The sequence below is a fragment of the Rhizobium sp. KDH_Rht_773_N genome, from assembly GCF_052946295.1.
The window spans coordinates 4,183,447-4,208,864 of sequence record NZ_CM129525.1 but is presented as its reverse complement, the minus strand read 5'-3'; the positions used below and the strand labels follow the sequence as shown (position 1 = coordinate 4,208,864).

The 25,418-nt window shown below is 63.2% G+C and carries 25 protein-coding genes; 11 read left to right on the top strand and 14 right to left on the bottom strand.

Translation table 11 applies throughout. The features are described from left to right. Window positions 1-145: 145 nt before the first annotated feature. Both purL and ACU8HS_RS20860 read left to right on the top strand, forming a co-directional pair. Complete coding sequence (purL, locus tag ACU8HS_RS20865; protein ID WP_447015125.1) at window positions 146-2,380, top strand: phosphoribosylformylglycinamidine synthase subunit PurL; 2,235 nt, start codon at window positions 146-148, stop codon at window positions 2,378-2,380. Window positions 2,381-2,399: 19 nt separating this feature from the next. After that, on the top strand, window positions 2,400-2,633 hold the full coding sequence (locus tag ACU8HS_RS20860; RefSeq protein WP_112567597.1) for a BolA/IbaG family iron-sulfur metabolism protein: 234 nt from the start codon (window positions 2,400-2,402) through the stop codon (window positions 2,631-2,633). A 122-nt stretch (window positions 2,634-2,755) separates the two neighbouring features. On the opposite strand, the gene ACU8HS_RS20855 is transcribed toward ACU8HS_RS20860, so the two are convergent. Continuing rightward, window positions 2,756-3,901 carry a hypothetical protein gene (locus ACU8HS_RS20855; RefSeq protein ID WP_447015124.1) on the bottom strand — a complete coding sequence of 382 codons (1,146 nt, stop codon included), beginning with the start codon at window positions 3,899-3,901 and terminating at the stop codon, window positions 2,756-2,758. 166 nt (window positions 3,902-4,067) lie between these two features. On the opposite strand from ACU8HS_RS20855, the gene ACU8HS_RS20850 reads away from it, so the two are divergent. Further along, a complete protein-coding gene (locus tag ACU8HS_RS20850; RefSeq protein ID WP_112756396.1) occupies window positions 4,068-4,298 on the top strand; it encodes a hypothetical protein in 231 nt (76 codons plus the stop codon). Window positions 4,299-4,311: 13 nt separating this feature from the next. Here ACU8HS_RS20850 and ACU8HS_RS20845 read toward each other — a convergent pair whose 3' ends face one another. Next, complete coding sequence (locus ACU8HS_RS20845; RefSeq protein WP_447015123.1) at window positions 4,312-5,220, bottom strand: LysR family transcriptional regulator; 909 nt, start codon at window positions 5,218-5,220, stop codon at window positions 4,312-4,314. 112 nt (window positions 5,221-5,332) lie between these two features. Between ACU8HS_RS20845 and ACU8HS_RS20840 the strand changes: the two genes are divergently transcribed. From ACU8HS_RS20840 to hisC, 6 genes are all read left to right on the top strand, one after another. Then, window positions 5,333-5,998 carry a glutathione S-transferase family protein gene (locus ACU8HS_RS20840; protein WP_447015122.1) on the top strand — a complete coding sequence of 222 codons (666 nt, stop codon included), beginning with the start codon at window positions 5,333-5,335 and terminating at the stop codon, window positions 5,996-5,998. Between the two features lie 26 nt (window positions 5,999-6,024). Further along, window positions 6,025-6,846, top strand: coding sequence for a c-type cytochrome (locus ACU8HS_RS20835; protein ID WP_447015121.1), 822 nt, complete (start codon window positions 6,025-6,027; stop codon window positions 6,844-6,846). 146 nt (window positions 6,847-6,992) lie between these two features. After that, window positions 6,993-7,328, top strand: coding sequence for a Grx4 family monothiol glutaredoxin (grxD, locus tag ACU8HS_RS20830; protein ID WP_112567585.1), 336 nt, complete (start codon window positions 6,993-6,995; stop codon window positions 7,326-7,328). A gap of 137 nt (window positions 7,329-7,465) precedes the next feature. Continuing rightward, on the top strand, window positions 7,466-8,713 hold the full coding sequence (locus ACU8HS_RS20825) for a multidrug effflux MFS transporter (protein WP_112567583.1): 1,248 nt from the start codon (window positions 7,466-7,468) through the stop codon (window positions 8,711-8,713). A gap of 119 nt (window positions 8,714-8,832) precedes the next feature. Continuing rightward, on the top strand, window positions 8,833-10,113 hold the full coding sequence (locus tag ACU8HS_RS20820) for a multidrug effflux MFS transporter (RefSeq protein ID WP_112567581.1): 1,281 nt from the start codon (window positions 8,833-8,835) through the stop codon (window positions 10,111-10,113). Between the two features lie 32 nt (window positions 10,114-10,145). Then, window positions 10,146-11,204 carry a histidinol-phosphate transaminase gene (gene hisC / locus ACU8HS_RS20815; protein WP_447015120.1) on the top strand — a complete coding sequence of 353 codons (1,059 nt, stop codon included), beginning with the start codon at window positions 10,146-10,148 and terminating at the stop codon, window positions 11,202-11,204. A 24-nt stretch (window positions 11,205-11,228) separates the two neighbouring features. Here the strand turns inward: hisC and ACU8HS_RS20810 are convergent, their stop codons facing one another. The 6 genes from ACU8HS_RS20810 to ACU8HS_RS20785 all read right to left on the bottom strand — a co-directional run bounded on the left by ACU8HS_RS20810 (window position 11,229) and on the right by ACU8HS_RS20785 (window position 16,316). After that, window positions 11,229-12,053, bottom strand: coding sequence for an inositol monophosphatase family protein (locus ACU8HS_RS20810; protein WP_447015119.1), 825 nt, complete (start codon window positions 12,051-12,053; stop codon window positions 11,229-11,231). Between the two features lie 17 nt (window positions 12,054-12,070). Next, window positions 12,071-12,901 carry an inositol monophosphatase family protein gene (locus tag ACU8HS_RS20805; RefSeq protein ID WP_447015118.1) on the bottom strand — a complete coding sequence of 277 codons (831 nt, stop codon included), beginning with the start codon at window positions 12,899-12,901 and terminating at the stop codon, window positions 12,071-12,073. Window positions 12,902-12,945: 44 nt separating this feature from the next. Then, a complete protein-coding gene (gene ttcA, locus ACU8HS_RS20800; protein ID WP_112756386.1) occupies window positions 12,946-13,812 on the bottom strand; it encodes a tRNA 2-thiocytidine(32) synthetase TtcA in 867 nt (288 codons plus the stop codon). Window positions 13,813-13,871: 59 nt separating this feature from the next. Beyond that, a complete protein-coding gene (locus tag ACU8HS_RS20795) occupies window positions 13,872-14,801 on the bottom strand; it encodes a glutaminase (protein WP_112567571.1) in 930 nt (309 codons plus the stop codon). Window positions 14,802-14,969: 168 nt separating this feature from the next. Continuing rightward, window positions 14,970-15,587, bottom strand: a complete 618-nt coding sequence (gene rpsD, locus ACU8HS_RS20790) for a 30S ribosomal protein S4 (RefSeq protein ID WP_112567569.1) — start codon at window positions 15,585-15,587, stop codon at window positions 14,970-14,972. A 198-nt stretch (window positions 15,588-15,785) separates the two neighbouring features. Further along, a complete protein-coding gene (locus ACU8HS_RS20785) occupies window positions 15,786-16,316 on the bottom strand; it encodes a MarR family winged helix-turn-helix transcriptional regulator (protein WP_447015117.1) in 531 nt (176 codons plus the stop codon). 101 nt (window positions 16,317-16,417) lie between these two features. On the opposite strand from ACU8HS_RS20785, the gene ACU8HS_RS20780 reads away from it, so the two are divergent. After that, window positions 16,418-16,753, top strand: a complete 336-nt coding sequence (locus ACU8HS_RS20780) for a cupin domain-containing protein (RefSeq protein ID WP_112568255.1) — start codon at window positions 16,418-16,420, stop codon at window positions 16,751-16,753. Window positions 16,754-16,759: 6 nt separating this feature from the next. On the opposite strand, the gene ACU8HS_RS20775 is transcribed toward ACU8HS_RS20780, so the two are convergent. The 6 genes from ACU8HS_RS20775 to ACU8HS_RS20750 form a co-directional block, all read right to left on the bottom strand. Continuing rightward, complete coding sequence (locus ACU8HS_RS20775; RefSeq protein ID WP_447015116.1) at window positions 16,760-18,274, bottom strand: helicase HerA domain-containing protein; 1,515 nt, start codon at window positions 18,272-18,274, stop codon at window positions 16,760-16,762. A gap of 108 nt (window positions 18,275-18,382) precedes the next feature. After that, entirely contained in the window at window positions 18,383-19,558 is a 1,176-nt protein-coding gene (locus ACU8HS_RS20770) for an MFS transporter (RefSeq protein WP_447015115.1), read from the bottom strand. Between the two features lie 94 nt (window positions 19,559-19,652). Further along, the gene (gene murI / locus ACU8HS_RS20765; protein WP_112567563.1) at window positions 19,653-20,456 is read right to left on the bottom strand and encodes a glutamate racemase; all 804 of its coding nucleotides are present in this window, start codon (window positions 20,454-20,456) and stop codon (window positions 19,653-19,655) included. Beyond that, window positions 20,437-21,267 carry an RNA methyltransferase gene (locus ACU8HS_RS20760; protein ID WP_112567561.1) on the bottom strand — a complete coding sequence of 277 codons (831 nt, stop codon included), beginning with the start codon at window positions 21,265-21,267 and terminating at the stop codon, window positions 20,437-20,439. The genes murI and ACU8HS_RS20760 overlap by 20 nt, the downstream gene beginning before the upstream one ends. Before the next feature lie 7 nt (window positions 21,268-21,274). After that, on the bottom strand, window positions 21,275-23,311 hold the full coding sequence (locus ACU8HS_RS20755; RefSeq protein ID WP_447015114.1) for an FUSC family protein: 2,037 nt from the start codon (window positions 23,309-23,311) through the stop codon (window positions 21,275-21,277). 113 nt (window positions 23,312-23,424) lie between these two features. Next, complete coding sequence (locus ACU8HS_RS20750; RefSeq protein WP_112756374.1) at window positions 23,425-23,967, bottom strand: hypothetical protein; 543 nt, start codon at window positions 23,965-23,967, stop codon at window positions 23,425-23,427. 191 nt (window positions 23,968-24,158) lie between these two features. Between ACU8HS_RS20750 and ACU8HS_RS20745 the strand changes: the two genes are divergently transcribed. Continuing rightward, window positions 24,159-25,370, top strand: coding sequence for an NADP-dependent isocitrate dehydrogenase (locus ACU8HS_RS20745; RefSeq protein WP_112567554.1), 1,212 nt, complete (start codon window positions 24,159-24,161; stop codon window positions 25,368-25,370). Window positions 25,371-25,418 lie beyond the last annotated feature (48 nt).

Genomic DNA, 25,418 nt, shown 5'->3' with positions numbered 1-25,418 from the left:
CTAAAGACACGACAAACGCGCTAGAGCATGTCCGTTATTCGCTTGAATCGCAGGCATGCTCTATCTCTTTGTTTTCACGCATTCCGGACGCAAAACCGCTGCGCACTTTCGCTGGATTGCTCTAGGCAGGGACTTTCAAGAGCTCATGACCATTCCAAACACCATCAAGATCACGCCGGAACTCATCGCCTCGCACGGTCTCAAGCCGGATGAATACCAGCGCATTCTCGATCTGATCGGCCGCGAACCGACCTTCACCGAGCTCGGTATCTTCTCGGCCATGTGGAACGAGCACTGCTCCTACAAGTCTTCCAAGAAGTGGCTGCGCACGCTGCCGACCAAGGGGCCGCGGGTCATCCAGGGACCGGGCGAAAATGCCGGCGTGGTCGATATCGACGACGGCGATTGCGTGGTCTTCAAGATGGAGAGCCACAACCACCCCTCCTATATCGAGCCCTATCAGGGGGCCGCGACCGGCGTCGGCGGCATCCTGCGTGACGTCTTCACCATGGGCGCGCGCCCGATCGCTGCCATGAACGCGCTGCGCTTCGGCGAGCCCGACCATCCCAAGACCCGCCACCTCGTCGCCGGTGTGGTTGCCGGTGTTGGCGGCTACGGCAATTCCTTCGGCGTGCCGACGGTCGGCGGCGAAGTGGAATTCGACGCCCGCTACAACGGCAACATCCTGGTCAACGCCTTTGCGGCAGGTCTCGCCAAGTCGAACGCCATCTTCCTGTCGGAAGCCAAGGGCGTCGGCCTGCCCGTCGTCTATCTCGGTGCCAAGACCGGCCGCGACGGCGTCGGCGGCGCCACCATGGCATCGGCCGAATTCGACGAATCGATCGAGGAGAAGCGCCCGACCGTTCAGGTCGGCGACCCCTTCACCGAAAAGTGCCTGCTGGAGGCCTGCCTTGAACTGATGCAGACGGGTGCCGTCATCGCCATCCAGGACATGGGTGCCGCCGGCCTCACCTGCTCGGCTGTCGAAATGGGCGCCAAGGGCGACCTCGGCATCCTGCTGGAACTCGACAAGGTGCCGGTGCGCGAAGAGCGCATGACGGCCTACGAGATGATGCTGTCGGAAAGCCAGGAGCGCATGCTCATGGTCCTGCAGCCGGAAAAGGAAGAGGTAGCCAAGGCGATCTTCGTCAAGTGGGGCCTCGATTTCGCCATCGTCGGCAAGACCACCGACGACCTGCGCTTCCGCGTCATGCATCAGGGCGAGGAAGTCGCCAACCTGCCGATCAAGGATCTCGGCGACCAGGCGCCGGAATATGACCGCCCCTGGCGCGAATCCGACAAGCGCGCGCCCCTGCCGGCTAATCTCGTTGCCGCTCCCACGGATTACAACGAAGCGCTGCTCAAGCTCGTCGGCTCCGCCAACCAGTCCAGCCGCCGTTGGGTCTACGAACAGTACGACACGCTGATCCAGGGCAATTCCCTGCAGCTTCCGGGCGGTGACGCCGGTGTCGTGCGCGTCGAGGGCCACCCGTTGAAGGCCCTCGCCTTTTCCTCCGACGTCACCCCGCGCTACGTCGAGGCCGATCCTTTCGAAGGCGGCAAGCAGGCCGTCGCCGAATGCTGGCGCAACATCACGGCAACGGGCGCCGAGCCGCTGGCTGCGACCGACAACCTCAATTTCGGCAATCCGGAAAAGCCCGAAATCATGGGCCAGTTCGTCGGCGCCGTGAAGGGCATCGGCGAAGCCTGCCGCGCGCTCGACTTCCCGATCGTCTCCGGCAACGTCTCGCTCTATAACGAGACCAACGGCGTCGCCATCCTGCCGACGCCCACCATTGCCGGCGTCGGCCTGATGCCCGACTGGCGCAAGATGGCCCGCATCGGCAGTGCGGCCGAAGGCGACAGGGTCCTGCTCATCGGCACCGACGGCAGCCATCTCGGCCAGTCCGTCTACCTGCGCGATATTGTCGGCAGCGCGGAAGGCCCGGCGCCGGAAGTCGATCTCTTTGCCGAGCGCCGCAACGGTGATTTCGTCCGCTCCGTCATCCGCAACGGCCAGGCGACTGCCTGCCACGACATTTCCTCGGGCGGTCTTGCGATCGCGCTCGCCGAAATGGCGATGGCCTCGGGCAAGGGCTTGCGCATCAGCCTCAGCGAAGGCAAGGGTGCCGCGCATGCCCTGCTCTTCGGCGAGGATCAGGCGCGCTACGTTCTCACGGTCCCGAAGGATGTCGCCGATTTCGTCTGCGCCAATGCCGAAGGCGCCGGCGTGCCCTTCCGCCGTCTCGGCGCCGTCCAGGGGGATGCGCTCGTCGTCGACGATCTGATCGCCCTGCCGATTCAGCAATTGCGTGATGCCCATGAATCGTGGTTCCCTGATTTCATGGATAACAGCGGCGAGCTGGTCGCTGCGGAATAATGTATAGGGAGTAACGATCATGGCGATGACACCCGGCGATATCGAAGACATGATCAAGGCCGGGATTCCCGGTGCCAAGGTAACGATCCGCGATCTGGCGGGCGACGGCGACCACTACGCCGCCGAAGTCGTCGCGGAAGCCTTTCGCGGCAAGAGCCGCGTGCAGCAGCATCAGATGGTTTACGAGGCGCTGAAAGGCAACATGGGCGGCATCCTGCACGCGCTTGCCCTGCAGACCTCGGCGCCGGATTGAAATCCGGGTTCAACTGAAGAACGGAAACGAACGGCCCGGCTGGAAGAATTTTCCCGCCGGGCCTTTTGACGATCGGACGGACCCGCGCGAAGGCGATCGACGCTCTCTCTCGGTTTGCAGGTTCAGGCCGGAAGCTTGCTCTGCTCGGGATAGGCAAAGACGGAGGCCGGCATCGGCCCGGCGGTCAGCAGCGTGAAATCGAAGGCGGATTTCGTGTCCGGCCCCAGCACATATTGCCGGTGCACGCGCAACTGATCCCCGCGGATCTTCCTGTAATGCTCTGGCGTCAGCATCTGCCGGACGCGGATATGGATCATGCTGGCCTGCGGCGCGTCCGGGTGGCCGGAAACGCTGACGACCGGCACCTTGTAGAAATTGATCGAGTCCGTCAGGCACTGCACGTCCAGCCAGAAAATATCCGGGCAACGGGCAATCAGACCGACGCGCGAGCGCAGCAGCGTCGCCGACGACATCAGCGCGCATTGCAGGATGGCGCAGCCGAGTGTCGCAAACACCACGCGCTTGCCCTTGAAGACGTCCGGCTCCCGCTCCAGCAGGATGCCGACGACATGGGCGGCGACGCTGGAGCCCATGCTGTGTGAGGAGATGACATATTCGTCCGCCTCCTCGTCGAGCGCTGCGCGCATCGCGCTTGCGCATTGCTCCAGCCAGTCGTTGAATTCGGGCCTGTCCATGCGCGCCAGCGCCACGGCCATTTCCCAGTCGGCGAAGAGGTGCAGCGTGTGGAACCGCTCCGAAAAGGGCAGAAAACCGAAGATGAAGAAAACGGCCGCCAGCGGCGCGCTCCAGCCGAAGTGCCAGCCCGGAAGGCCGAGCCAGTAATGCAGCGTCAGGATCTGCAGCGCGACGAGGATCGCGAACGCCGTCAGCAGGAAGGGAAAGATGAAGAACAGGCCGAAGCGCCAGGCATGGCGGAAATAGCCGGCCATGCCGCCCTCGCGCACAACCTGCCAGAAGCTGGCAAAACCCGACGCGATCCGCCCGGCCGTATTGCCGGCGCGCAACCGCTCCACCAGCTCATTGTGATCGAAGACATGCACGCGCGTCTGCGTTTGCCAGCCGTCGGCACCGGTGCCGACATCGAAGGAAACATGGTGCCCGTCGTCGGCGGCACCGGTCGCGACATTGTAGCCCCAGACGGAGGCGCTTTGCCTTGCACTGCGCTCGTAGCGCGCCCGATGCGCTGCGCCATCCAGCGGTTCGAATCCGGGAAAATGCAGCACCACCCGCTTTTCGACGAGTTTCATAGTCTTTTTCTTCTTTCAGGCGGGTTGAATGCGCCGTTGATCGAGTGACCGGTTCGCTTGAAAATACGGCGAAAAAACGGATAAAAACTTCGAGCCGCCTTGCTAAGCGAACTCCTCGGGAATTCAATAGGAAAAGCGGCGTTTCGATAGGATTGAGGGGGATTTTGTGGCCAATCTCGTGAACGAACTTGTATCAGGCGTCATCGACAGCGTGCTGAAGGAAATTTTGAAGAAGACGGCGGGCCGCACCACGACCAAGCGCAAGCGCCGCAAGGCCGCATCGGCCGCAACGGGCCGCACTACCCGCAAGGCAGCGTCGGTGAGCCGCAAACCGGCCCGCAAACAGGTGAGCAGGCGCCGTACCGCCGCCGGCCGCAGCAAGCAGCGGCGCGCATAGGCCGGCAGGAGCTTCAGACCTTCTCCCCCATCACCAGCCGCATCGTCTGCACCTTTTTCATCAGGTGCTCGGTCAGGAAATCGAGAACGATGCGGATGCGCGGCGTCTGGCGGTTGCGCTCATGCGCGAGCAGCCAGACTTCCTTGCCGGTCTGCACGTCGACCGGCATGCAGCGGATGAAATCCGGCTCGTTCGTGCCGATCATGTCCGGACAGATGCCGATGCCGTCACCGGCCTTGACGCTGAAGAAGGCGGACATGAGGCTGCTGTGGCGCAGGACGATGTTATCAGGCGGAAAATGCGTGTTCATCCACTCCGTCAGCCTGTCCGGCCGCGCCCGCTCGACGATGCAGATGAAGCCGTGCTTGCCGAAATCGGCCGTCGTCGTGGGGTAGCCGTTCGCCTCCGCATAGGCGCGGCTGCAATAGACGCTCCAGGTGTCGTTGATGATGCGCCGCCCGAAGAGCGCGCCGTCCGTCGGCGGGTCGCCGGCCCGCAGCGCAATATCGGCCTCCCAGGACAGATCGAGATAATCGTCGCTCGCCACCAGCTCGATCCGGATATCGGGATTGAGCTGGCGGAACTGCTGCAGCGGAAATTTCAGGAAATGGCTTGAGATCAGTTCCGGCGTCGTCAGCCGCACCGTGCCGCTCAAACCCCGGCAGATGACGCGGGCCTCGCTTTCGAAGGCCGAATGGGCAGCCTCCACCGCCTCCAGCTTGCCGAGCAGGCCAAGCAGCGTATCGGTCGGCACATAGCCGCTGCGGCGCTTTTCAAACAGGCTCAGCCCAAGCTGGCCTTCGAGCACGGCAATGCGGCGCATGACCGTGCTCTGGCTGGTATTGAGCACGCGCGAGGCCGCGAGCGTCGAGCCCTCGCGCACCACATGCAGCAGAAATTTGAGATCGCCCCACTCCACCATGCGTCCATTATGCAAAAATGCAGAACCAACTTTCAATATCGGTGTTTGAGCCCGCCCAAGAATTGCCTTAGCAGATCGCCGCCGCCGTTTCTATTCCCGGGTAGTAAATATCATGAAGCTTATATACGATCCGACCTCGACATCTTCGCGCATCGCCTCTTTTTTCCTGTTTGACCAGAATGTCGAGTTCGAAGAACAGATCATCTCGATCGCCGACGGAGAGCAATACACGGCCGAATTTAGCGGCATCAATGCCAATGCTCAGGTTCCCGTGCTGGTCGATGGCGATTTCACTGTGGCGCAGAGTTCGGCGATCATCCGCTACGTCGCCCTGAAATATGAAATGCCCGTCTATCCGGCGGAACTGCAGGCCCGCACCCGTGTCGACGAGGCCATCAGCTGGTTCCAGACGAATTTCCACGTCTTCCACTGCGTCCTGCTTTCCTACACCCATATATTGCCGCCCCTGCTGGCGCTGGAGGCAAACACGCTTGCCGCGATGCGCGCGATCGGCGCGCAGGGCAGCCGCAAATATCTGCAGGTTCTCAACGACCGCATGATCGGCGACGGCGAGTTCGTCTGCGGCAGCGAAATCACGCTTGCCGACTATGTCGGCGCCGCCAACGTCACGCTCGGCGCTTTTGCTGATGTCGATCTCTCCGCCTTTCCCAACGTCCTGCGCTGGCTTGCGACGCTGAGGGAACGCCGCGGCTGGAACCTTGCCTATGGCGATTTTGAACGGGCTGTTGCCGCAAGGCAGCGTCCGGCCGCCGCTTGAACCATATCTTCCTGGGAGGTCTTCAAATGTTTCGCATCCTGAAAATCGTTCTCGCCGCACTCGTCGTTCTCTGTCTTGTAGCGGTTGGCGCCGTCTACAGCCTGTCCGAAATGCGGCTTGCAAGGAGCTACGATCTGGCGGCGGCCGATTTCACCGTCAAGACGACGCTGTCGCCGGAGGAATCGGAACGGCGCGCCCGCACTTTCATGTGCGGCGGCTGTCACCGCGATGCCGGCAACGTCCTGGTGGACGACCCCGCGCTCGGCCGCCTCGTCGCGCCGAACCTGACGCGGCTGGTTCCCGAATATACCGATGCCGAACTGGTGCGCCTCATCCGCCACGGCATCAAGCGGGACGGCACCGGCGCCGTCATCATGCCGGCCAGCAACCTCTCCAACATTTCGGACGAGGACATGGCCGATATCATCGCCTGGCTGCGCAGCCAGAAGCCGCTTCCCGATGCCGTCGACGGCGGCACGAGCTGGGGGCCTGTCGGGCGAATCGCGCTGGCGCTCGGCCAGATCCCCTTCGAGGCCGACGACGTGGCGCCGGATTTCAAGCCGGCGGCGGCGCGCCCGGCCGATATCGGCGAATATATGTGGAAGACGGATTGCAGCCACTGCCACAATCTCGACACCGAGAAACAGTCGGCCGCCTTCAAGGCCCCTGCCCTGAAGCCCCTGGCGCAATCCTATCCGCCCGAACAGTTCAAGGCCCTGCTGCGCACCGGCAAGGGCATGGGCGGGCGCGACCTCGGCGTCATGACCGAAGTCTCGCAGTGGGACTTCAGCCACTTCACCGACAGCGAGATTGAACAGATCCAGGCTTACCTCGCCAGGGAGCAGTAACACATGGGCAACAATACCAGCCGCAGAGTGTCGCGGATTGGTCTTTTTTTGGTTTGGGCGGGTGGAATTCCCGCCCCCACATGCTATCTAAGGAAAATGATTGAAACGGCGGGCCTTTAACCTGCCTGTTGAAAGGATTAGGTCCCATGAGCGGTATCAACGAATTCATCGACAACGAAGTCAAGAGCAACGACGTCGTCCTCTTCATGAAGGGCACGCCGCAGTTTCCGCAGTGCGGTTTCTCCGGCCAGGTCGTGCAGATCCTCGACTATCTCGGCGTCGACTATAAGGGCATCAACGTGCTCGCCGATTCGGAAATCCGCCAGGGCATCAAGGATTACTCCAACTGGCCGACGATCCCCCAGCTCTACGTCAAGGGCGAGTTCATCGGCGGCTGCGACATCGTCCGGGAAATGTTCCAGGCCGGTGAGCTCCAGCAGCATCTCCAGGAAAACGGCGTCACGGTCAAAGGCGCCGCCTGATCGGTCATCGGGCGTCCGTCCGGTTTCCAAATCTGTATTTTGAGTTCGAGGCGCTGCGCCAAGCAGCGCCTTGACCTGTTTATGGGAATTTCATTGTGACAGATTCATCACAAGCCATGTCCGCGGGTCGGCTGCCCATGGGCAAGCTGGAATTTATCGCGCTTGCGGCTTTCATGATGGCCGTCAACTCGCTGGCGATCGACATCATGCTGCCCGCATTGCAGCAGATCGGCGCGAGTCTCGGTGTCGAAAACGAAAATCATCGCCAATATGTCGTTTCCGCCTATCTGTTCGGCTTCGGCCTCGCCCAGCTTTTCTACGGCCCGCTGTCGGACCGCTTCGGCCGCCGCGTTCCGCTGCTGATCGGCCTCAGCATCTACGTCGTTTCCGCTTTCGGCATCGCCGTCGTGCCGACCTTCGCCGGGCTTCTGGCGCTGCGCTTCATCCAGGGCCTCGGTTCGGCCGCCACCCGCGTCATCACCATCTCCATCGTCCGCGACGTCTACGGCGGCCGGCAGATGGCGGAAGTCATGTCGCTCATCATGATGGTCTTCATGATCGTGCCGGTCATTGCGCCCGGCAGCGGCCAGATCATCATGCTCGTCAGCACCTGGCACATGATCTTCGTCTTCATCGGCACGATGGCGACGGCCGTCGGCATCTGGATGTATCTGCGCCTGCCCGAAACGCTGGATCCGGCCAATGTGCGCCCGTTCACGGCGCGCTCCATCCTGCAGGGTTTTGCGATCTTCCTTTCCAACCGCATCGCCCTCTGTTACACCATCGCCAGCACGATCCTGTTCGGCGCGCTGTTCGGCTTCATCAATTCCGCCCAGCAGATCTATGTCGGCATTTACGGGCTCGGCGTATACGCGCCGGTGGCTTTCGCCGGCGTGGCCCTGTTCATGGCCTTCTCGTCCTTCATCAATTCCCAGCTCGTCGGCCGTTTCGGCATGCGCCGCCTGTCGCACGCCTCCATCATCGGCTTCTGCCTCTTGAGCTTCGTCTGGCTTCTGGTGCAGGCCTTCGGGCCGCAGCCGATGCCCTTTGCGATCTTCATCGTCTTCTTCGCGCTGGTCATGTTCCAGTTCGGCTGGATCGGCTCGAACTTCAATTCGCTCGCCATGGAGCCGCTCGGCCATCTCGCCGGCACGGCCTCCTCGGTGATCGGCTTCATGAGCACGGTCGGCGGCGCCTCGATCGGCGCCATGATCGGGCAGGCCTATAACGGCACGGCAACGCCGATGATCGCCGGTTATTTCGTCGTCTCGCTGATCGGCATCGTCTTCGTGCTGATCGCCGAAAAGGGCCGGCTGTTCAGGGCACAGCACGCGCCGCTGTCGAAGGACGCATCGCTTTCGAGCTTCACCGATATCGGCCACTGATATCGGGCACCGGAAGCTTCCAGACACATCAGGCGGCGGGGCATTCTGGTAGGGGCTCGCCGCATCCCGCTTCATTCGGCCGCGTTGCGGCCGCTCTTGCGTCATTCAGGGGGATTCGAATGACTCCGACACACAAACCGCATACGGAAAACCAGGGTTCGGCCCGCATCGGCATGGGCTTCGTCGAATTCGTGGTGACGATCGCCATCATGACCGCCTCGATCGCCATGGCGATCGACAGCATGCTGGCGGCACTGCCGAGCATCGGCCATTCGCTCGGCGTGACCAACAACAACGACACGCAGCTCGTCATCGGCGTGTTCTTCTTGGGCTTCGGCGCCTCGCAGATCGTCTTCGGCAGCCTGTCGGATGCCTTCGGCCGCCGCAACATCCTGCTCGGCGGCCTCGCCTGCTATGTCATCGGCATGTTTGCGGCGGCCGCCACCGGCAGTTTCGAAATGCTGCTGGTCATGCGTTTCGTCCAGGGCATCGGCGGCGCGGCCGTGCGCATCACCACCATGGCGATCGTGCGCGACTGCTTCGGCGGCCGCGAGATGGCCCGCGTCATGTCCTATGTCATGATCGTCTTCATGATCGTGCCGATCGTTGCCCCCTCCGTCGGCCAGCTGATCATCACCTATGCCGAATGGCACTGGATCTTCATCCTGCTCGGCGTCGTCGCCTCGATCCTTTTCGTCTGGGCGCTCCTGCGCCTGAAGGAATCGCTGCCGCCGGACGAGCGCATTCCGCTCTCCTTCGCCGCCGTCGCCGATGGCTTCAGGACGGTTCTGACCAACCGCATCACCTGCGGCTACATGATCGGGCTCACCATGTTCACCGGCGTCATCAGCGCCTATGTCATCTCGGTCCAGCAGGTCTTCGGCGAGGTCTACGGCCTCGGCGACTGGCTGCCGATCGCCTTTGCCGCGACGGCAGGCGGCATCGCGGTCGCAAACTTCCTGAACGGCATGCTGGTGCGCAGCTTCGGCATGCGCCGCATCTCCCATGCCGCCATGCTGCTCTTCACCATCATTTCGGCAATCGGCTTTGTCGCAGCACTCGGCGGCACGCCGTCCTTCGCCTTCTCCTATGCGCTCTTCTCGATCCTCCTGATGATGTTTGCCGTGATCGCCACCAATTTCACGGCCATCAGCCTGGAGCCGATGGGCAACCTCGCCGGCACGGCAACGGCGGTGACGGGTTTCGTCTCCACTACTTTCGGCGCCGTTCTCGGCGGCGGCGTCGGCCAGCTCTTCAACGGCACCGTCCAGCCGCTCTTCGGCGGTTTCGCGCTCTTCGGCGCCATTACCATCGTCATGGTGCTCTGGGCCGAAAAGGGCAAGCTTTTCACCCACCCCGGCGACAGCCCGCAGATCGACCCCGGCGCCGTTCACATGTAATGGTGCTTGAGCGCCAATATTGGAAAGTGATGATGAGCCGTTTCTGGAGCCCCGTCGTTCATTCCCTGACACCCTATGTGGCGGGCGAACAGCCCGTCATCGAGGGCCTCGTGAAGCTGAACACCAACGAGAACCCTTACGGCCCCTCGCCGCATGCGCTGGCGGCGATTGGGCAGGCGGTCAACGACACGCTGCGCCTCTACCCCGAGCCGACCGGCCTGAAGCTGCGCCAGGCGATTGCCGCGAGCCACGATCTCGATCCCGGCGAAGTGTTCGTCGGCAACGGCTCGGACGAGGTTCTGGCCCACACGTTCCGGGCGCTCCTGAAGCACGAGTTGCCCCTGCTCTACCCCGATATCAGCTACAGCTTCTACCCGACCTATTGCCGCCTCTACGGCATCGAATTCCGCGAAATCCCGCTGGACGAGAGGATGCGGGTGAGGATCGAGGATTACCGCCAGCCCTGCGGCGCGATCATCCTGACCAACCCGAACGCACCGACCGGAACGGCGCTGCCGCTCGCCGCGATCGAAACGCTGATATCCGAGCACCCCGATCAGGTCGTCGTCATCGACGAAGCCTATGTGGATTTCGGCGGCGAGAGCGCCATTCCGCTGGTCCGGAAATACCCGAACCTGCTCGTCGTCCAGACCTTCTCCAAATCGCGCGGCCTCTCCGGCCTGCGCGTCGGTTTCGCCGTCGGCCAGCGCCCGCTCGTCGACGCGCTGGAACGGGTCAAGGACAGTTTCAATTCCTATCCGCTGGACAGGCTGAGCCAGGCCGGCGCCGTCGCCGCCTGGGAGGACCGGGACTGGTTCGAGAAACATTGCGAACTGATCATCGCCAGCCGCGAGCGGCTGACGGCAGCCCTTGGCGAACTCGGCTTCGAGGTCCTGCCCTCATCCGCCAATTTCGTCTTTGCCCGCCATAGCATCCGCGGCGGTGCGGAGCTGGCGGCGGAACTGCGCAAGCGAGCAATCCTCGTCCGGCATTTCCGCAAGGAGCGCATCCAGGATTTCCTGCGCATCACCATCGGCACCGATGCCGAATGCGACAGGCTGCTGGACGCGCTGAGGGAGATATTGGCCTGAACGCACGTTCAGGCCATCTCGGCCTCAGACCGTGAAAACCTCGCGGCGCAGGATGTCCCAGCTCTCCCTGTCGGGCGCAATCAGCAGTCCGCCGGTGACATGGTGCGGCAGATAGGCCGAGCCGTCGAAACGGGCGGCATGGGCGCCGGCTTCCTGGCAGATCAGCGTGCCGGCCAGATGATCCCAGGGCATCAGCTTGTTATACATCAGGTAATGCACATGGCCGCCGGCAAAGGTGCGGTATTCGTGGGCAGCGCAGCGGTAGTTGGTGAGGAAGCGCACCTTGGCGAGATTGCCGAGGATTTCGGCGCGCTTTTCCTGCGGCAGGTAGCCGGTGGAGGCCATGCCGACCATCTGGTCGAGCGCAACCGGCGCCGCCACCTTGAGCCGCTGCGCCTCGCCGTCCGGCCGCCGCAGCCAGGCGCCGCCGCCCTTTTCCGCCATGACCCAGTCGTCGCCCATCGGATCGTAGATGATGCCGGCAACCGTCTCGCCCTTGGAAACGACCGAGGCCATGACGCCGAAGGCCGGAATGCCGGCAGCAAAGTTGAACGTGCCGTCGACCGGATCGACGACGATGGCGAGATCCGCCCCCGCGAGCCTGTCGAGCAGCGACGCGTCGGCGGCAACCGATTCCTCGCCGATGAACAGCGCTTCCGGCCAAAGGCGCCGGGCTTGCGCCTTCATCAAACGTTCGGCCTGCTCGTCCGCCTCGGTCACGAGATCGGTCGCTTCCGTCTTGGCGCGCACGTCGCCGCTGGCCAGCCGGCGAAAGCGCGGCAGGATCTCGGCTTTCGCTGCCTGCCGCAGGAGATCGGCAAGTTTCATCGTATCTATGGCAGTCGTCATGGCGCTTTCCTTTCGGTCTATCGGTGGCCGACGATCTCGCTGCGGATCATCTGCCAGCTTTCCCTGTCGGGAGCCGAGATGATGCCGCCGGAAATCTCGCCCGGCCTGTAGGGCGTTCCGTCGAATTTCGCGGTATGGCCGCCGGCTTCCTGATGCGTCAGCACGCCGGCAAGATGGTCCCACGGCATCAGCTTGGCATGGCCGATGAAATGCAGTTTGCCGGACGAAGCCATCCAATATTCATAGGCCGAGCAGTTGAAGGCGAAGGTCATGCGGATCTTCGCCATGTTGCCGGCAATGCGCGAACGATCCGGCTCCTCCATATGGCTGCAGGCCATGGCGCCGACCATGCGGCCAAGCTCGACCGGTTCTGCGACCTTCAGGCGGACCGGCTCGCAATTGCGCTTCTGCTGGAAGGCGCCGGCACCCTTGAGGGAAATGACCGTATCGCCGAGCGCCGGATCGTGAATGATGCCGGCAACCGTCTCGCCCTTGACCATTACGGCGAGGATCGTGCCGAAGACCGGCAGGCCGGCGGCGAAATTGAAAGTGCCGTCCACCGGATCGATGACGAAGGCAAGATCGGCATCGGCAAGCGCCGGCACCACCGACCGGTCCGCCTCATAGGCCTCCTCGCCGACGATGAGCGCATCGGGAAAGCGCTCGCGGATCGCTGCCGTCAGATAGGCCTCGGAGCGCAGGTCGGCCTGTGTGACGAGATCGACGGAGGAGGTTTTTTCGGAAACATTGGCGGCGGCCGCATTGCGGAACCGCGGCATGATTTCTTCTTCGGCGACATGCCGCAGGCAATCGCCGAGAAACTCTATGTCATTGTCTGAGAAAATCATTCTGGACTCGTTGCATGGATCTGCAGAGGCTCATAGCAAGTCCGTTATGACGTTTGGGTGACGCTCAGCGCAGAAAAGTCGAAAAGTTTGGGGTCGAGCAGATGCGACGGGTTCACATGCGCGAGCGCCCGCAGCATCGTGTCCTTGCGGCCGGGCATGCGGCGCTCGATATCGGCAAGCATGTCCTTCATCGCATTGCGCTGCAGGCCGTCCTGCGAGCCGCAGAGATCGCAGGGGATGATCGGAAACTGCATGGCGGCCGCGAATTTCGCCATGTCGTCCTCCGCGCAGTAAGCGAGCGGACGCAGCACCATCAGGTTGCCTTCGTCGTTCAGAAGCTTCGCCGGCATGGCCGCCATGCGCCCGCCGTGGAAGAAGTTCATGAAGAAGGTTTCGAGGATGTCCTCGCGGTGATGGCCGAGCACCAGCGCGTCGCAGCCCTCCTCCCTGGCGATGCGGTAGAGATTGCCGCGCCGCAGGCGCGAGCAGAGCGAACAGTAGGTCGCCCCCTCCGGCACCTTCTCCTTCACGATCGAATAGGTGTCGCGATATTCGATCCGGTGTTTGACGCCGATCCTGGTGAGATAGTCCGGCAGCACATGTTTCGGAAAGTTCGGCTGGCCCTGGTCGAGATTGCAGGCGATCAGTTCCACCGGCAGCAGGCCGCGCCATTGCAGGTCGAGCAGCAGCGCCAGCAGCCCGTAGGAATCCTTGCCGCCGGAAATGCCGATCAGCCAGCGCTTCTGGCCCTTCAGCATGTCGAAATCGTCGAAGGCCTGGCGCACCTGCCGCAACAGCCGCTTGCGCAGCTTGTTGAAGGAAACGGAGTGAGGCGCATCGGCAAACAGCGCATGGCCGATGCCGGGGTCGGCCGCTTCCAGATCGTCGGCAATATTGGCTGCGATATTCATCTTCCTACCTGTCTGCTGTGCCTGCCCTGCTTAGCAGAAAGCCGCAGCCCAACACAGCCTCAATCGCCGAAAACGGACCAGCCGGTGCGCGCCGCCAGCATCTCCAGCGCCACGGCGCCGAGCTGCGAATTGCCGACCTTGTTCAGCCCCGGCGACCAGACCGCGATGGAGGCGATGCCGGGTGCGACCGCAAAGATGCCGCCGCCGACGCCGCTCTTGCCCGGCAGGCCGACATGATAGGCGAAATCGCCCGATCCGTCGTAATGGCCGCAGGTCAGCATCAGCGCGTTGATGCGCCGCGCGCGCTTGGGCGAGACGACCGAATGGCCGGTCAGCGGATTGCTGCCGCGCGCCGCCAGGAACAGGCCGGCGCGGGCGAGCTGCTCGCAGCTCATCGACAGCGCGCACTGGTGGAAATAAACGCCGAGCACATGGTCGACCGGATGGTCGAGATTGCGGTAGGAGCGCATGAAATTGGCAAGCGCGAAATTGCGATAGCCGGTTGCCGTCTCCGAACGCGCCACCTTGTCGTCGATGGTGACGGATTCGTCGTCGGCGAGGTAACGCACGAAGCGCAGGAGCTCGCCGATCGCCTCACGCGGCGCATGGCCGGCCATGACGACGTCGGTGACGGCGATCGCGCCGGCATTGATGAAGGGATTGCGCGGGATGCCGTGTTCGTGCTCGAGCTGGACGATGGAATTGAAGGCCGATCCCGACGGTTCGCGCCCGACCCGCTTCCACAACCCCTCGCCCACCTTGCCGAGCGCCAGCGTCAGCATGAAGACCTTGGAAATGCTCTGGATGGAGAAGGCGACGTCGGCATTGCCGACGCTATGGACCCTGCCGTCGACGGTGACGACCGACAGGCCGAACTGGTTCGGATCGATCTTGGCAAGCTCGGGAATGTAATCCGCGACCTTGCCCTCGCCGATGCGCGGCGCCAATTCCTTGTAGATGCTGTCGAGGACTGCCTGCAAATCCACCATGACTTCTCTCCGAAGACAAAAAAGCCGCCTTGGAGGGCGGCTTTTCCGTATGCGAAAACGTCTCGCGCCCTGCTGCGCCGCACATCGAAGATGTGCAAGGGACGCAGCAGCACTTATAGAGACGCATAAGCCTCTCCGACAATCGAAATCGATTGTCGGGGTTATGCGTTAACGCGAATAGAATTCGACGACCAGATGCGGCTCCATGACGACCGGGTACGGAACGTCGGACAGCGTCGGGACGCGTGCGAAAGTGGCAACCATCTTGTTGTGGTCGACTTCGACATAGTCCGGAACGTCGCGCTCAGCGAGTGCAACGGATTCCAGAACGGTCACGAGCTGCTTGGACTTTTCACGAACTTCGATAACGTCGCCGGCCTTGCAACGGTAAGAACCGATGTTGACGCGCACGCCGTTGACCGTAACGTGGCCATGGTTGACGAACTGACGGGCAGCAAAGACCGTCGGAACGAACTTGGCGCGGTAGACGATCGCGTCGAGGCGGGACTCCAGAAGACCGATCAGGTTTTCCGAGGTGTCGCCCTTGCGGCGGGCTGCTTCGGCGAAGATGGCGCGGAACTGCTTCTCGCGCAGGTCGCCGTAGTAACCCTTCAGCTTCTGCTTGGCGCGCAGCTGCACGCCGAAGTCGGAAAGCTTGCCCTTGCGGCGCTGGCCGTGCTGGCCCGGACCGTATTCGCGGCGGTTCACCGGGGACTTCGGACGGCCCCAGATGTTTTCGCCCATACGGCGGTCGATCTTGTACTTGGACGATTCGCGCTTGCTCATCGTATTTCCTTTCAAAGTGTTGTGACGGTCTGTTACCAAACCGCGCGAAGGAAACACGCCCTCCTTTGATCCCGTTTCCGGGAGCCGACAGGATCTTTCCGTTACGCGAACGGATCTGATCCACGGGACATGTCAAATGAAACACCGGACATTGCTGCCCGGTGCTGGCGCGGTCTTTAGGGATAAGTCACAGGATTGTCAAACAGAATCTGCCGTTTCAGGGCCGTTCTCGCCTGCCCGCTCGAGCGAACCGGCAAGCTTGCGCAGCAACCCCGCCAGTGCCTGGCGCTCCCCATCGTCCAGCCCATCGAGATGCGCAAGCTCCCGTTTCATATCCTCGCGAAAGGCGTTTTCCGCGCGGCGGATGCCCTCGTCCGTCAATACCACTTCGAAGCTGCGCTTGTCCTGCGCCGATCGCTCCCGGCGGATAAGCCCCGATTTCTCCAGCCTGTCCAACCGGTGCGTCAGTCCGCCCGAGGAGATCATCAGCAGGCCGTAGAGTTCTGTCGGGATCATCCGGTAAGGCGGTCCTGCCTTGCGGATTGTCGCGATCACGTCGAACTCGCCCCTATCAAGATCGAATTCGGCAAATGTCGCTTCGATCGACGGTCGCACCAGATTGGAGATCCGGTAGATGCGCCCGAGAATGCTCATCGGCGTCGTATCGAGATCTGGCAACTCCGCGGCCCAGAGCGCGCGCAGCCGGTCCACATGGTCTTCCGTTTCCATGATCACTCCAAAACTATCTTGACGAGAAGATAAATTGAGGGAATTATCTTCTCGCAAAGATAATTCATAGCGAAGCCTGCCGAGTGATCAAGGAGGAAATCATGTTCCATGTCATACCGCGTGAAAGCCAGCAGCAATTCGCCAACCGCACCATCCGCTTCGAAGGCGGCGAATATGGCGCCCCCGTCTCGATCTTCCTGATCGACAACGAGCCCGGCCAGGGGCCGGAACTGCATGTTCATCCCTATGCGGAAATGTGGATCGTGCGCTCCGGCAAGGCCCGTTTCACCGTTGGCGAAGAAACGCTGGAACCCAATGTCGGCGATATCGTCGTCGTCAATGCCGAGACGCCGCACTGCTTCAAGAATGTGGGAACGACACGGCTGGAACTCACCTGCATCCACGCCAGCCCGGAAATCATCCAGAGCTGGGTCTGAGCAAGCTTATTCGGCAGCGCTCTTCAGAAAGTCGCTATCGGGCGCGTCGGCCGAACCGGGTGCCGTCTCTGCCTGCAGGTCCGGAAAGGCGACGATGCGCTTGCCGGTAAAGTCCGTATGGACGACGATCAGCCCCTGCTCTTCGAAATAGCCGAGCAGCCGGCGTGCGCGCCGGGCGGAGTGGGTGCCATAGGCCCGTGCGATGCGGGCATCCGAAGGGCAGGCCTCGCCGCCGATCGCAGCCTTCGCCATCATCAGGAACACGCCCTGCAGGTCGTCGGTGACGCCGTTGGAGAGCGACAGCGCCGTCGCCCAGGCCTCGCTCGCCGCCATTTCGGGATCGACGCCGGAGCGCGACACCGCCACGCGCCGCCGGAATTCCGGCAGCGACATCGGCGGGCCGGGAACGCGGCGCATGCGCAGCCGAACGAGGAATTCCTGATAGAGAACGGCATCCGTGCGGAAGCCGGAGCCCGGATCGTCGAGGATTTCGGCGAGCACGCCGGCAAGCCGCTCCTCGCGCTCTTCGGCCGACAGCTCCGGCTGGGCCGCCCTGGTTTCGGCAGCCTGCACCGGGCCGGCTGCGGGCGTGGACCGCGAGAGTTCGGCCAGGATATCGGTGGTCGGGCGCGGTGCGGGCGGCGCGCGGCGCACGATCGGCCGCTGGAACTCTTCCGGATCGGGCGTGAAGATCAGGTCTTCCACATCCTGTGGCGAATCCGGCAGCGGCATCAGCTTCGGGCTGGAAGAGCGCGCAGAGGTCTCGACATTGCCGATCTGGATCGGCAGCGGCCGGCGCGACAATGCCGGGCCAAGCGCCACGAAATGGCCGCGCTTCAGGTCGCGGAACATTTCGGCCTGGCGGCGGTCCATGCCGAGCAGGTCGGCCGCGCGCGCCATGTCGATATCGAGGAAGGTGCGGCCCATCAGGAAATTCGAAGCTTCGGCCGCGACGTTCTTGGCAAGCTTGGCGAGCCGCTGCGTGGCGATGACGCCGGCAAGCCCGCGTTTGCGCCCGCGGCACATCAGGTTGGTCATGGCGCCGAGCGAGGCCTTGCGCGCATCTTCCGAGACGTCGCCGCCGACCGAGGGCGCAAACATCTGCGCCTCGTCGACCACGACGAGCACCGGATACCAATATTCGCGATCGGCATCGAACATGCCGTTGAGGAAGGCGGCCGCCGCCCGCATCTGCTGCTCGATATCGAGCCCTTCCAGCGTCAGAACGCAGGAAACGCGGTGCTGGCGGATACGGTTGGCAATGCCGGCAAGCTCGGCCTCGGTGCGCTCGCCATCGACCACCACATGGCCGAAGCGATCGGAGAGTGTCACGAAATCACCTTCGGGATCGATGATGACCTGCTGCACCCATTGGGCCGATTGCTCCAGCAGGCGGCGCAGCAGATGCGATTTGCCGGAGCCGGAATTGCCCTGCACGAGCAGACGCGTCGCCAGCAATTCCTCGATATCGAGCGTCGCCGGACCGCCGGACGCCATTCCCATATCGATGCCAACCTGCACGTCCCATTCCCCTTACAAATTCCAGCCCACGTCTCTAGCAGATTCGCAGGCGCTGTTGTCTTCAAACCTTCAAAAACCCACAGGGAAAGTCCGCTGGGGAAAGATGCCTCACACCGCCTCGCGCTCGACGAGGCCGCCCGCCATCTCTGCCTGCGCCGGAATCAGCAGGCGGGTGCAGAGCAGGCTGACGAAAAGCGGAAGCAGCAGGACCGCAAGCCCTGCCCGCAGACCCAGATGTTCGCCGAGAAAGCCGATGATCGGCGGCCCGATGAGAAAGCCGCTGAGCGCCGCGAAGGAGAGCGTCGCAACGCTTGAGGCCGGCGGGCGGTCGGTCAGCGAAGCGACGGCCGTTACCGCAAGCGGAAAGCCGACCGAGACGCCGACACCGACTGCGGCAAAACCCAGCAGGGCAAGCGGCGTCGCCGGCGCAAGGAGAACGACGAGCATGCCGGCAAGCGAGGCGATGCCGCAGCCGCGGGCAATGGCAACCGCGCCGAACCGGCCCTTCATGTAGTCGCCGCTGAAGCGTCCCGCCGCAACCATGAAAGCGAAGACCGAATAGCCGAGGCCGGTCTGCGCACCCTCGCTATTCATCACATCGCGCAGATAGACCGCCGACCAATCGGCGATCGCGCCTTCCGTCATCGTCACGCCGAAGACGAAGGCGCAGATGCCGAGCAGGGCAAGGCTCGGCGGCTTGAAGCCGGTGCTTGCCTGCGCATTCTCCGCTTGGTGACTTTCCGGCAGTTTCGGCAGGCGCAGGCTGGCAAGCAGCGCGACGGGCAGGATGACGATGGCCGTAACCAGGATCGACGAGTGCGGCGAAAGCCCGATGGCAATGGCACCGACGCCGAGCAGGCTGCCGGCCATGATGCCGAGGCTCCAGAAGCCGTGGCAGCGGCTCATGATAATCAGCCCCGTCGCCTTTTCCGTCACGTCGGCCTCGACATTCATGCCGAGTTCCACCGTCGAAAGCGCCACCCCGACGATCATCAGGGCAAGGAACAGAAGCACGGCGCTCGGCGCGAAGGCCGGCAGCGAAACCACGGCAAGAAAGAAGACGAAACCGTAGACGATCGCCATGCGCCCGCCGATGCGCGAGACGAGGCGGCCGGCAAAGGGCAGCGTGATCAGCGTGCCGATCGGCAATCCGAGAAGGGCAACAGCAAGATCGGCGGTGCCGAGTCCCAGTTTCGCCTGGATGTCGGGAATGCGCGGCAACCAGGCGCCGAAGGCGATCGGTTGCAGAAAGAAGATCAGCATGACAAGTCTTTGCAGCGGCACGGCGCATCCCTTTGCATCTTGAGCGGCAGAGACCCGCTTGCGATTCCCCGCGGCGATCTTGCGCGATGAGGCCGGTGAAATAAAGCGCTGCGCCTTACCGCGTGCTCAGCCCGAAGCCCTGCATCAGCCGCCGCGTGGCGAAATCCGGATTGCCGGACGTAAAGACGGCGAAGTCGAAATGATCCGGGTGCACGGCATCGGCCACCTGCGGCACCAGCGAACGGGCGCGCCGCGCAATGGCTTCCGCCGGATCCAGCCAGTCGACCGGCCACGGCGCCAGCCGGCGGAACAGATTGGCCATGAACGGATAATGCGTGCAGGCCAGCACGACGATATCGGTCTTGCGCCCTTCCCTTTCGACGAAACATTGTTCGATCTCGGCCATGACGGCCTCGTCGGAAACCGCATCGCCGCGGATATAGGCCTCCGCCATGCGCGCCAGGTTCTCGGAGCCGACGAGCCGCACATGGCACTGCTGCGCGAAGGACTGGATGAGATCGCGCGTATAGGCGCGCCTGACCGTGCCGGGGGTGGCGAGCACCGAGACGAGGCCGGAGCGCGTGCGCTCGGCCGCGGGCTTGATCGCCGGCACCGTGCCGACGAAGGTCATCTGCGGGAAGGCGGCGCGCAGATCCGCCCCGACCAGCGTGAAGGCCGTGTTGCAGGCGATGATGCAGACTTCGGGATCGTATTCTTCGAGCAGCCGGGCAAAGAGCCCGATCACCCGCTCCTTCAGCGCCTGTTCCTCCCAGCCGCCATAGGGAAAGCCGGCATCGTCGGCCACATAGATGAAGCCGCGCTCGGGCATCAGCACGCGCGCCTCGCGCAGCACGGTCAGCCCGCCTATGCCTGAATCGAAAACGAGGACGGGTTTCAGTTCACTTGTCGGCGCTGTCATCGGTGGGCGCATCCTTGCCGGATCGGGTGAAACCGCCTTTGCGCGGACTGTTGCGCGTGAAGCGGTCGAGGGAGGAGATGACGCCGCGCAGCACGCTGATTTCCTGCTCCGTGAATGCCCGGCGGGAGAGAACGGCGCGCAGGTTGTCCACCATTTTCGGCTTTTTCGAGGGCGGATGGAAATAGTTGCGCGAATCCAGCGCCTCTTCCAGCTGCTCGAACAGGCCGAACAGCTGCTCCTTGGTGGAGGGCCGCTGTTCCAGGGCCTGGAACGGCACCGCTTCCAGATCCTCCATGCCCGATTTCATCCACTCATAGGACATGAGCAGCACGGCCTGGGCGATATTGAGCGAGGCAAAGGCGGGATTGACCGGGAAGGTGACGATCTCGTCGGCAAGCGCCACTTCCTCGTTGGTCAGGCCCCAGCGCTCGCGGCCGAAGAGGATGCCCGTCGCCTCGCCTGCCCTGAACCGGTTGCGCAGGTTTCCGGCAGCAAAGACCGGCGAGCGCACCGGCTTGTAGTTGTCGCGGCTGCGCGCCGTCGTCGCGTAGACGAAATTGAGGTCGGCGATCGCCTCTTCCAGCGTGCCGAAAACCCTGGTGCCTTCGATCACGTGATCGGCCTTGGAGGCGGCGGCCTGCGCCTTCTCGTTGGGCCAGCCGTCGCGCGGATTGACGAGGCGCAGATCGGCAAGCCCGAAATTCGCCATGGCGCGCGCCACCATGCCGATATTCTCGCCCATCTGCGGCTCGACCAGAATGATGACAGGCCCTTCGGCCAGAAGTTGACGCTCGCTGTTGGTACCCGCCATGTGCTTCCTATTCCTGATTTACCGGCGCAATAGCTTTGCCGGCCGCAACAGGCAAGTCCTGCGCCTCTTCCGGGTAGAGCCGCTCCAGCGTCGAGCCGATCATTTCCACCGCAAGCCGCGCCCCTTCCCGCCAGAGCGGCAGGTGGCGGCCGGTCGGCCGCATCTGCTTGCGCACGATCAGGAAACATTCCGAACCGCGCGGCGCCGCCGCATCCAGCAGGCCGAGATCGGCGGCGATGCTGCGCTGCAGATCGTCATCGACCGCATCGGCCATGTGGTTTCGCGCCAGGATGCGCGACCAGTAGGTGACGGAAAGGAAGATCGCCAGCGTCTGGCGGATTTGTCCCGGCCTGGTGACAATGGACCAGGTCGAGCCGAGCGGGCGGGCGGCCAGCGTGACGTCGCGGTAGCAGGCATCGACCTTCTGCGAGATGACGATGAGTTCCGGCTGGCTCTTCTTCTCCGATACGGCCGACAGCAGCTCCTTCAGGGCGTCGAACCATTTGGCGAGCGCCGTATCCAGCGTCCCGCGCGTGCGCGCCGGCAGCACGAGGAAGGCAACCAGCGTTCCGGCGACCGCGCCGATCAACGTCTCCTCGAGGCGCAGCTTCAAGAGATCGAAGGTCAGCACGCCCATCATGCCATAGACGAGGCAGAGCACGATCGAGACGAAAAAGGTCATCGTCGCATAGGAAATCTGCAGGAAGTAGAAGGCGAGGAAGATGCAGGCGACCGAAACGGCGACCGCTATCGCCACATGCCCTGTCAGCAGCGTCGCCAGAACCAGGCCGAAGGCGATGCCGAACAGCGTGCCGATCGACCGCTGCAGCGCCTTGATGGCGGTGTCGCCGCGCGAATTGGTATTGGTGAACACGAGGAAGGAGGCCAGCACCGCCCAGAACCAGCGTTCGCGCGACAGGGCAAGCCCAAGCGTCATGGCAATCGCCGCAGCGAGCGTGATCTGCAGGGCCGAGCGCATGAGCGGGTTCTTCAGGGAAAAATCGATTGCTGCCGCTGCGCTCGCCTCTTCCACCGAGGCAATCTCGGCAAAGTCGGACCCGCGCCCGGCATCGATGGTTTCGGCAAGCTGCCGGCGGGCCGCCGCAAGCCAGAGCAGCGCGCGCGCCGTCTCTCCCCGCGGCTCGCCTTCCCTCTCCTCGGCCGCCTTCTCCTCGGCCGAAAGTGCGGCGCGGTCGTCCTCGATCACCGCATGGACGAGCGCAAAGGGCGGCGGGCTTTGAAAGCTCAGCACGATGGCGCTCTCGGTCGCCAGATGCGCGTCGAACAGGCGGATCGCCAGCTGCGCGGCCGGTGCGGAGGCGCCGTCGAAGACGCCGCCCGGCGGGCGCGGAATGAAGCTCTCGGCCATCAGCACCACTTCCTTCAGCCGGTCTTCCAGCTGGCGCAGTTCCTGCCGGTCCGCCTCGTTCACCGTTCCGACAGCGGCCAGTGCCGCGAGCTTGTAGAGGATCTGGTTGATGCGGCCGCGCACGCTTTCGAGCGAACGCAGGAGGTCGCGCCGCCAGTTGTCGGGCAGGAGCACCGCCCTCACCCAATGGCTGACGAGCGCGGAGACGACAGGACCGATGACGATGACGGGCAGTTCCTCGACCGTCGGGTGGAAATAGGCGCCCATGAAATAGGAGGTGAAGGCGAACATGCCGATCGCAAAGCCGCGCGGCCCATAGACGCGTCCGATGGAGGCAAGGCAGATCACCACGAGGAAGATGAAATCCGAAAAATACCGATAGGGCTCGAGCAGCGCCGCAATGCCGACGACGATCACGCTCGCCAGGCAGCCGAGCAGCCGCGTGACCAGCTGGCGCGCCGAGCCCTTGTCGCGCACGGCGACCCCGCCTTCGATCGACAGCACGATGCCGAGGGCATAGGAGGCGATCGGCAGCGGCACGACAAGCGCGTGGATCAGAAGCAGGATCGCGAAGGACAGGCCGATCGACAGCGTGACGCGCGTGCCCATGCGCAGGCGCGAAAGCGCCGGGTCATTGGCGAGCAGCCAGTCTCGGAACTCGAATCCGGAAATCACCCTTGCCAATCCTCATGCGCGCCAGCGCCGGCGGCGCCCGAGAGCGAGATACCGCTGCCCCGGCAAAAATCAAATCGCAGCCGGTGTCGCCGGCCGGTGACGCCGAAGAAGCCTCATTCGCCGTTGGCGATCTGCACCATCGCTTCCTTGAGCGAGATCGGCCCCTGGCCTTCCTCGCCCTGGATCATGATGTCGTCGATGACCGGCTTGCCGTTCTCGTCGATCACCTCGAAACGCACGGTCGTGAAGGCATCCTTGTCCGGCGTGCCTTCCATGCAGGTCGCCGCCTTGAACTTGACCGTCACCTCGGTCGTGCCGTTGGCCGGCTGGCCGCTTTCCATCGAAAGATCCTGGAGCGGACAGGCATCCTGGCCGTTGACGATCACGTCGTAATCGAAGGGGGAAATGCCGTCCTCGTCGGCGGCCGGGTTCTGGGCGGCCGCCTTGTATTTCTCGGCAAAGTCCTTGCTGTAGAGCCGGCCGAGCGTGGCCTCGTCGAAAATGTCGATCCAGTCGCTGTTGTCGCCCGCCCAGTTCTTCTTCGTATCCTCGATGATCTCCTTGACCGGCGCGGTCGCGTCCGCGGCGGCCGAGACGCCGGGCAGGACGGACGAGGCGGCAACGAGGCCGGCGAAGAGAACGGCGATCTTTTTCATGGCGAAATGTCCGAGACTCGGGGCTTGTGCCGGCGAGACTAGCCATTTTCCCGCGCTTGGCAAAGGCGGCAAAAACGTCACGGCGCCTGCCCGTTCTGCTTTGCGTTCCCGGCTCACAATGCTATAGCGCTCCGGACCCACATCACCCACCCGGGACAGCTGTCCCTTTCTTAAGCTTACGAGGCAGATACATGAAGAAGATCAAGGTCGCCAATCCCGTCGCCGATCTCGACGGCGATGAAATGACTCGCATCATTTGGCAGCTCATCAAGGATAAGCTGATCCATCCGTATCTCGACCTCGACATCGACTATTACGACCTCTCGGTCGAAAACCGCGACGCCACCAACGACCAGGTGACGGTCGATGCCGCCAACGCCATCAAGAAATACGGCGTCGGCATCAAGTGCGCGACGATCACGCCGGACGAAGCCCGCGTGAAGGAATTCAACCTCAAGGAAATGTGGAAGAGCCCGAACGGCACGATCCGCAACATCCTCGGCGGCGTCATCTTCCGCGAGCCGATCATCTGCCGCAACGTTCCCCGCCTCGTTCCCGGCTGGACGCAGCCGATCGTCGTCGGCCGTCACGCTTTCGGCGACCAGTATCGCGCGACCGACTTCAAGTTCCCCGGCAAGGGCAAGCTGACGATCAAGTTCGTCGGCGAGGACGGCACGGTCATCGAGAAGGAAGTCTTCAACGCGCCGGGCGCCGGCGTCGCCATGGCGATGTACAACCTCGACGAGTCGATCCGCGAATTCGCCCGCGCCTCGATGATGTACGGCCTGATGCGCAAGTGGCCGGTCTACCTGTCGACCAAGAACACCATTCTCAAGGCCTATGACGGCCGCTTCAAGGACATCTTCCAGGAAGTCTACGAAGCCGAGTTCAAGGCGCAGTTCGACGAAATCGGCATCACCTACGAACACCGCCTGATCGACGACATGGTCGCCTCCGCGCTGAAGTGGTCCGGCGGTTATGTCTGGGCCTGCAAGAACTACGACGGCGACGTCCAGTCCGATACCGTTGCCCAGGGCTTCGGTTCGCTCGGCCTGATGACCTCGGTTCTGCTCACGCCCGACGGCAAGACGGTCGAGGCCGAAGCCGCCCACGGCACGGTCACCCGCCACTACCGCCAGCACCAGAAGGGCCAGGAAACCTCGACGAACTCGATCGCCTCGATCTTCGCCTGGACCCGTGGCCTCGCCCACCGCGCCAAGCTGGACGACAATGCCGAACTCGCCAAGTTCGCCTCCACGCTGGAAAAGGTCTGCGTCGACACCGTCGAAGCCGGCTTCATGACCAAGGACCTGGCGCTGCTCATCGGCCCCGATCAGCCGTGGCTCTCCACCACCGCTTTCCTCGACAAGATCGACCAGAACCTGCAGGCCGCAATGGCCTGAGCCCTGCTCGCGCAGAGATCGAGAAACCCGGCCTTCGCGCCGGGTTTT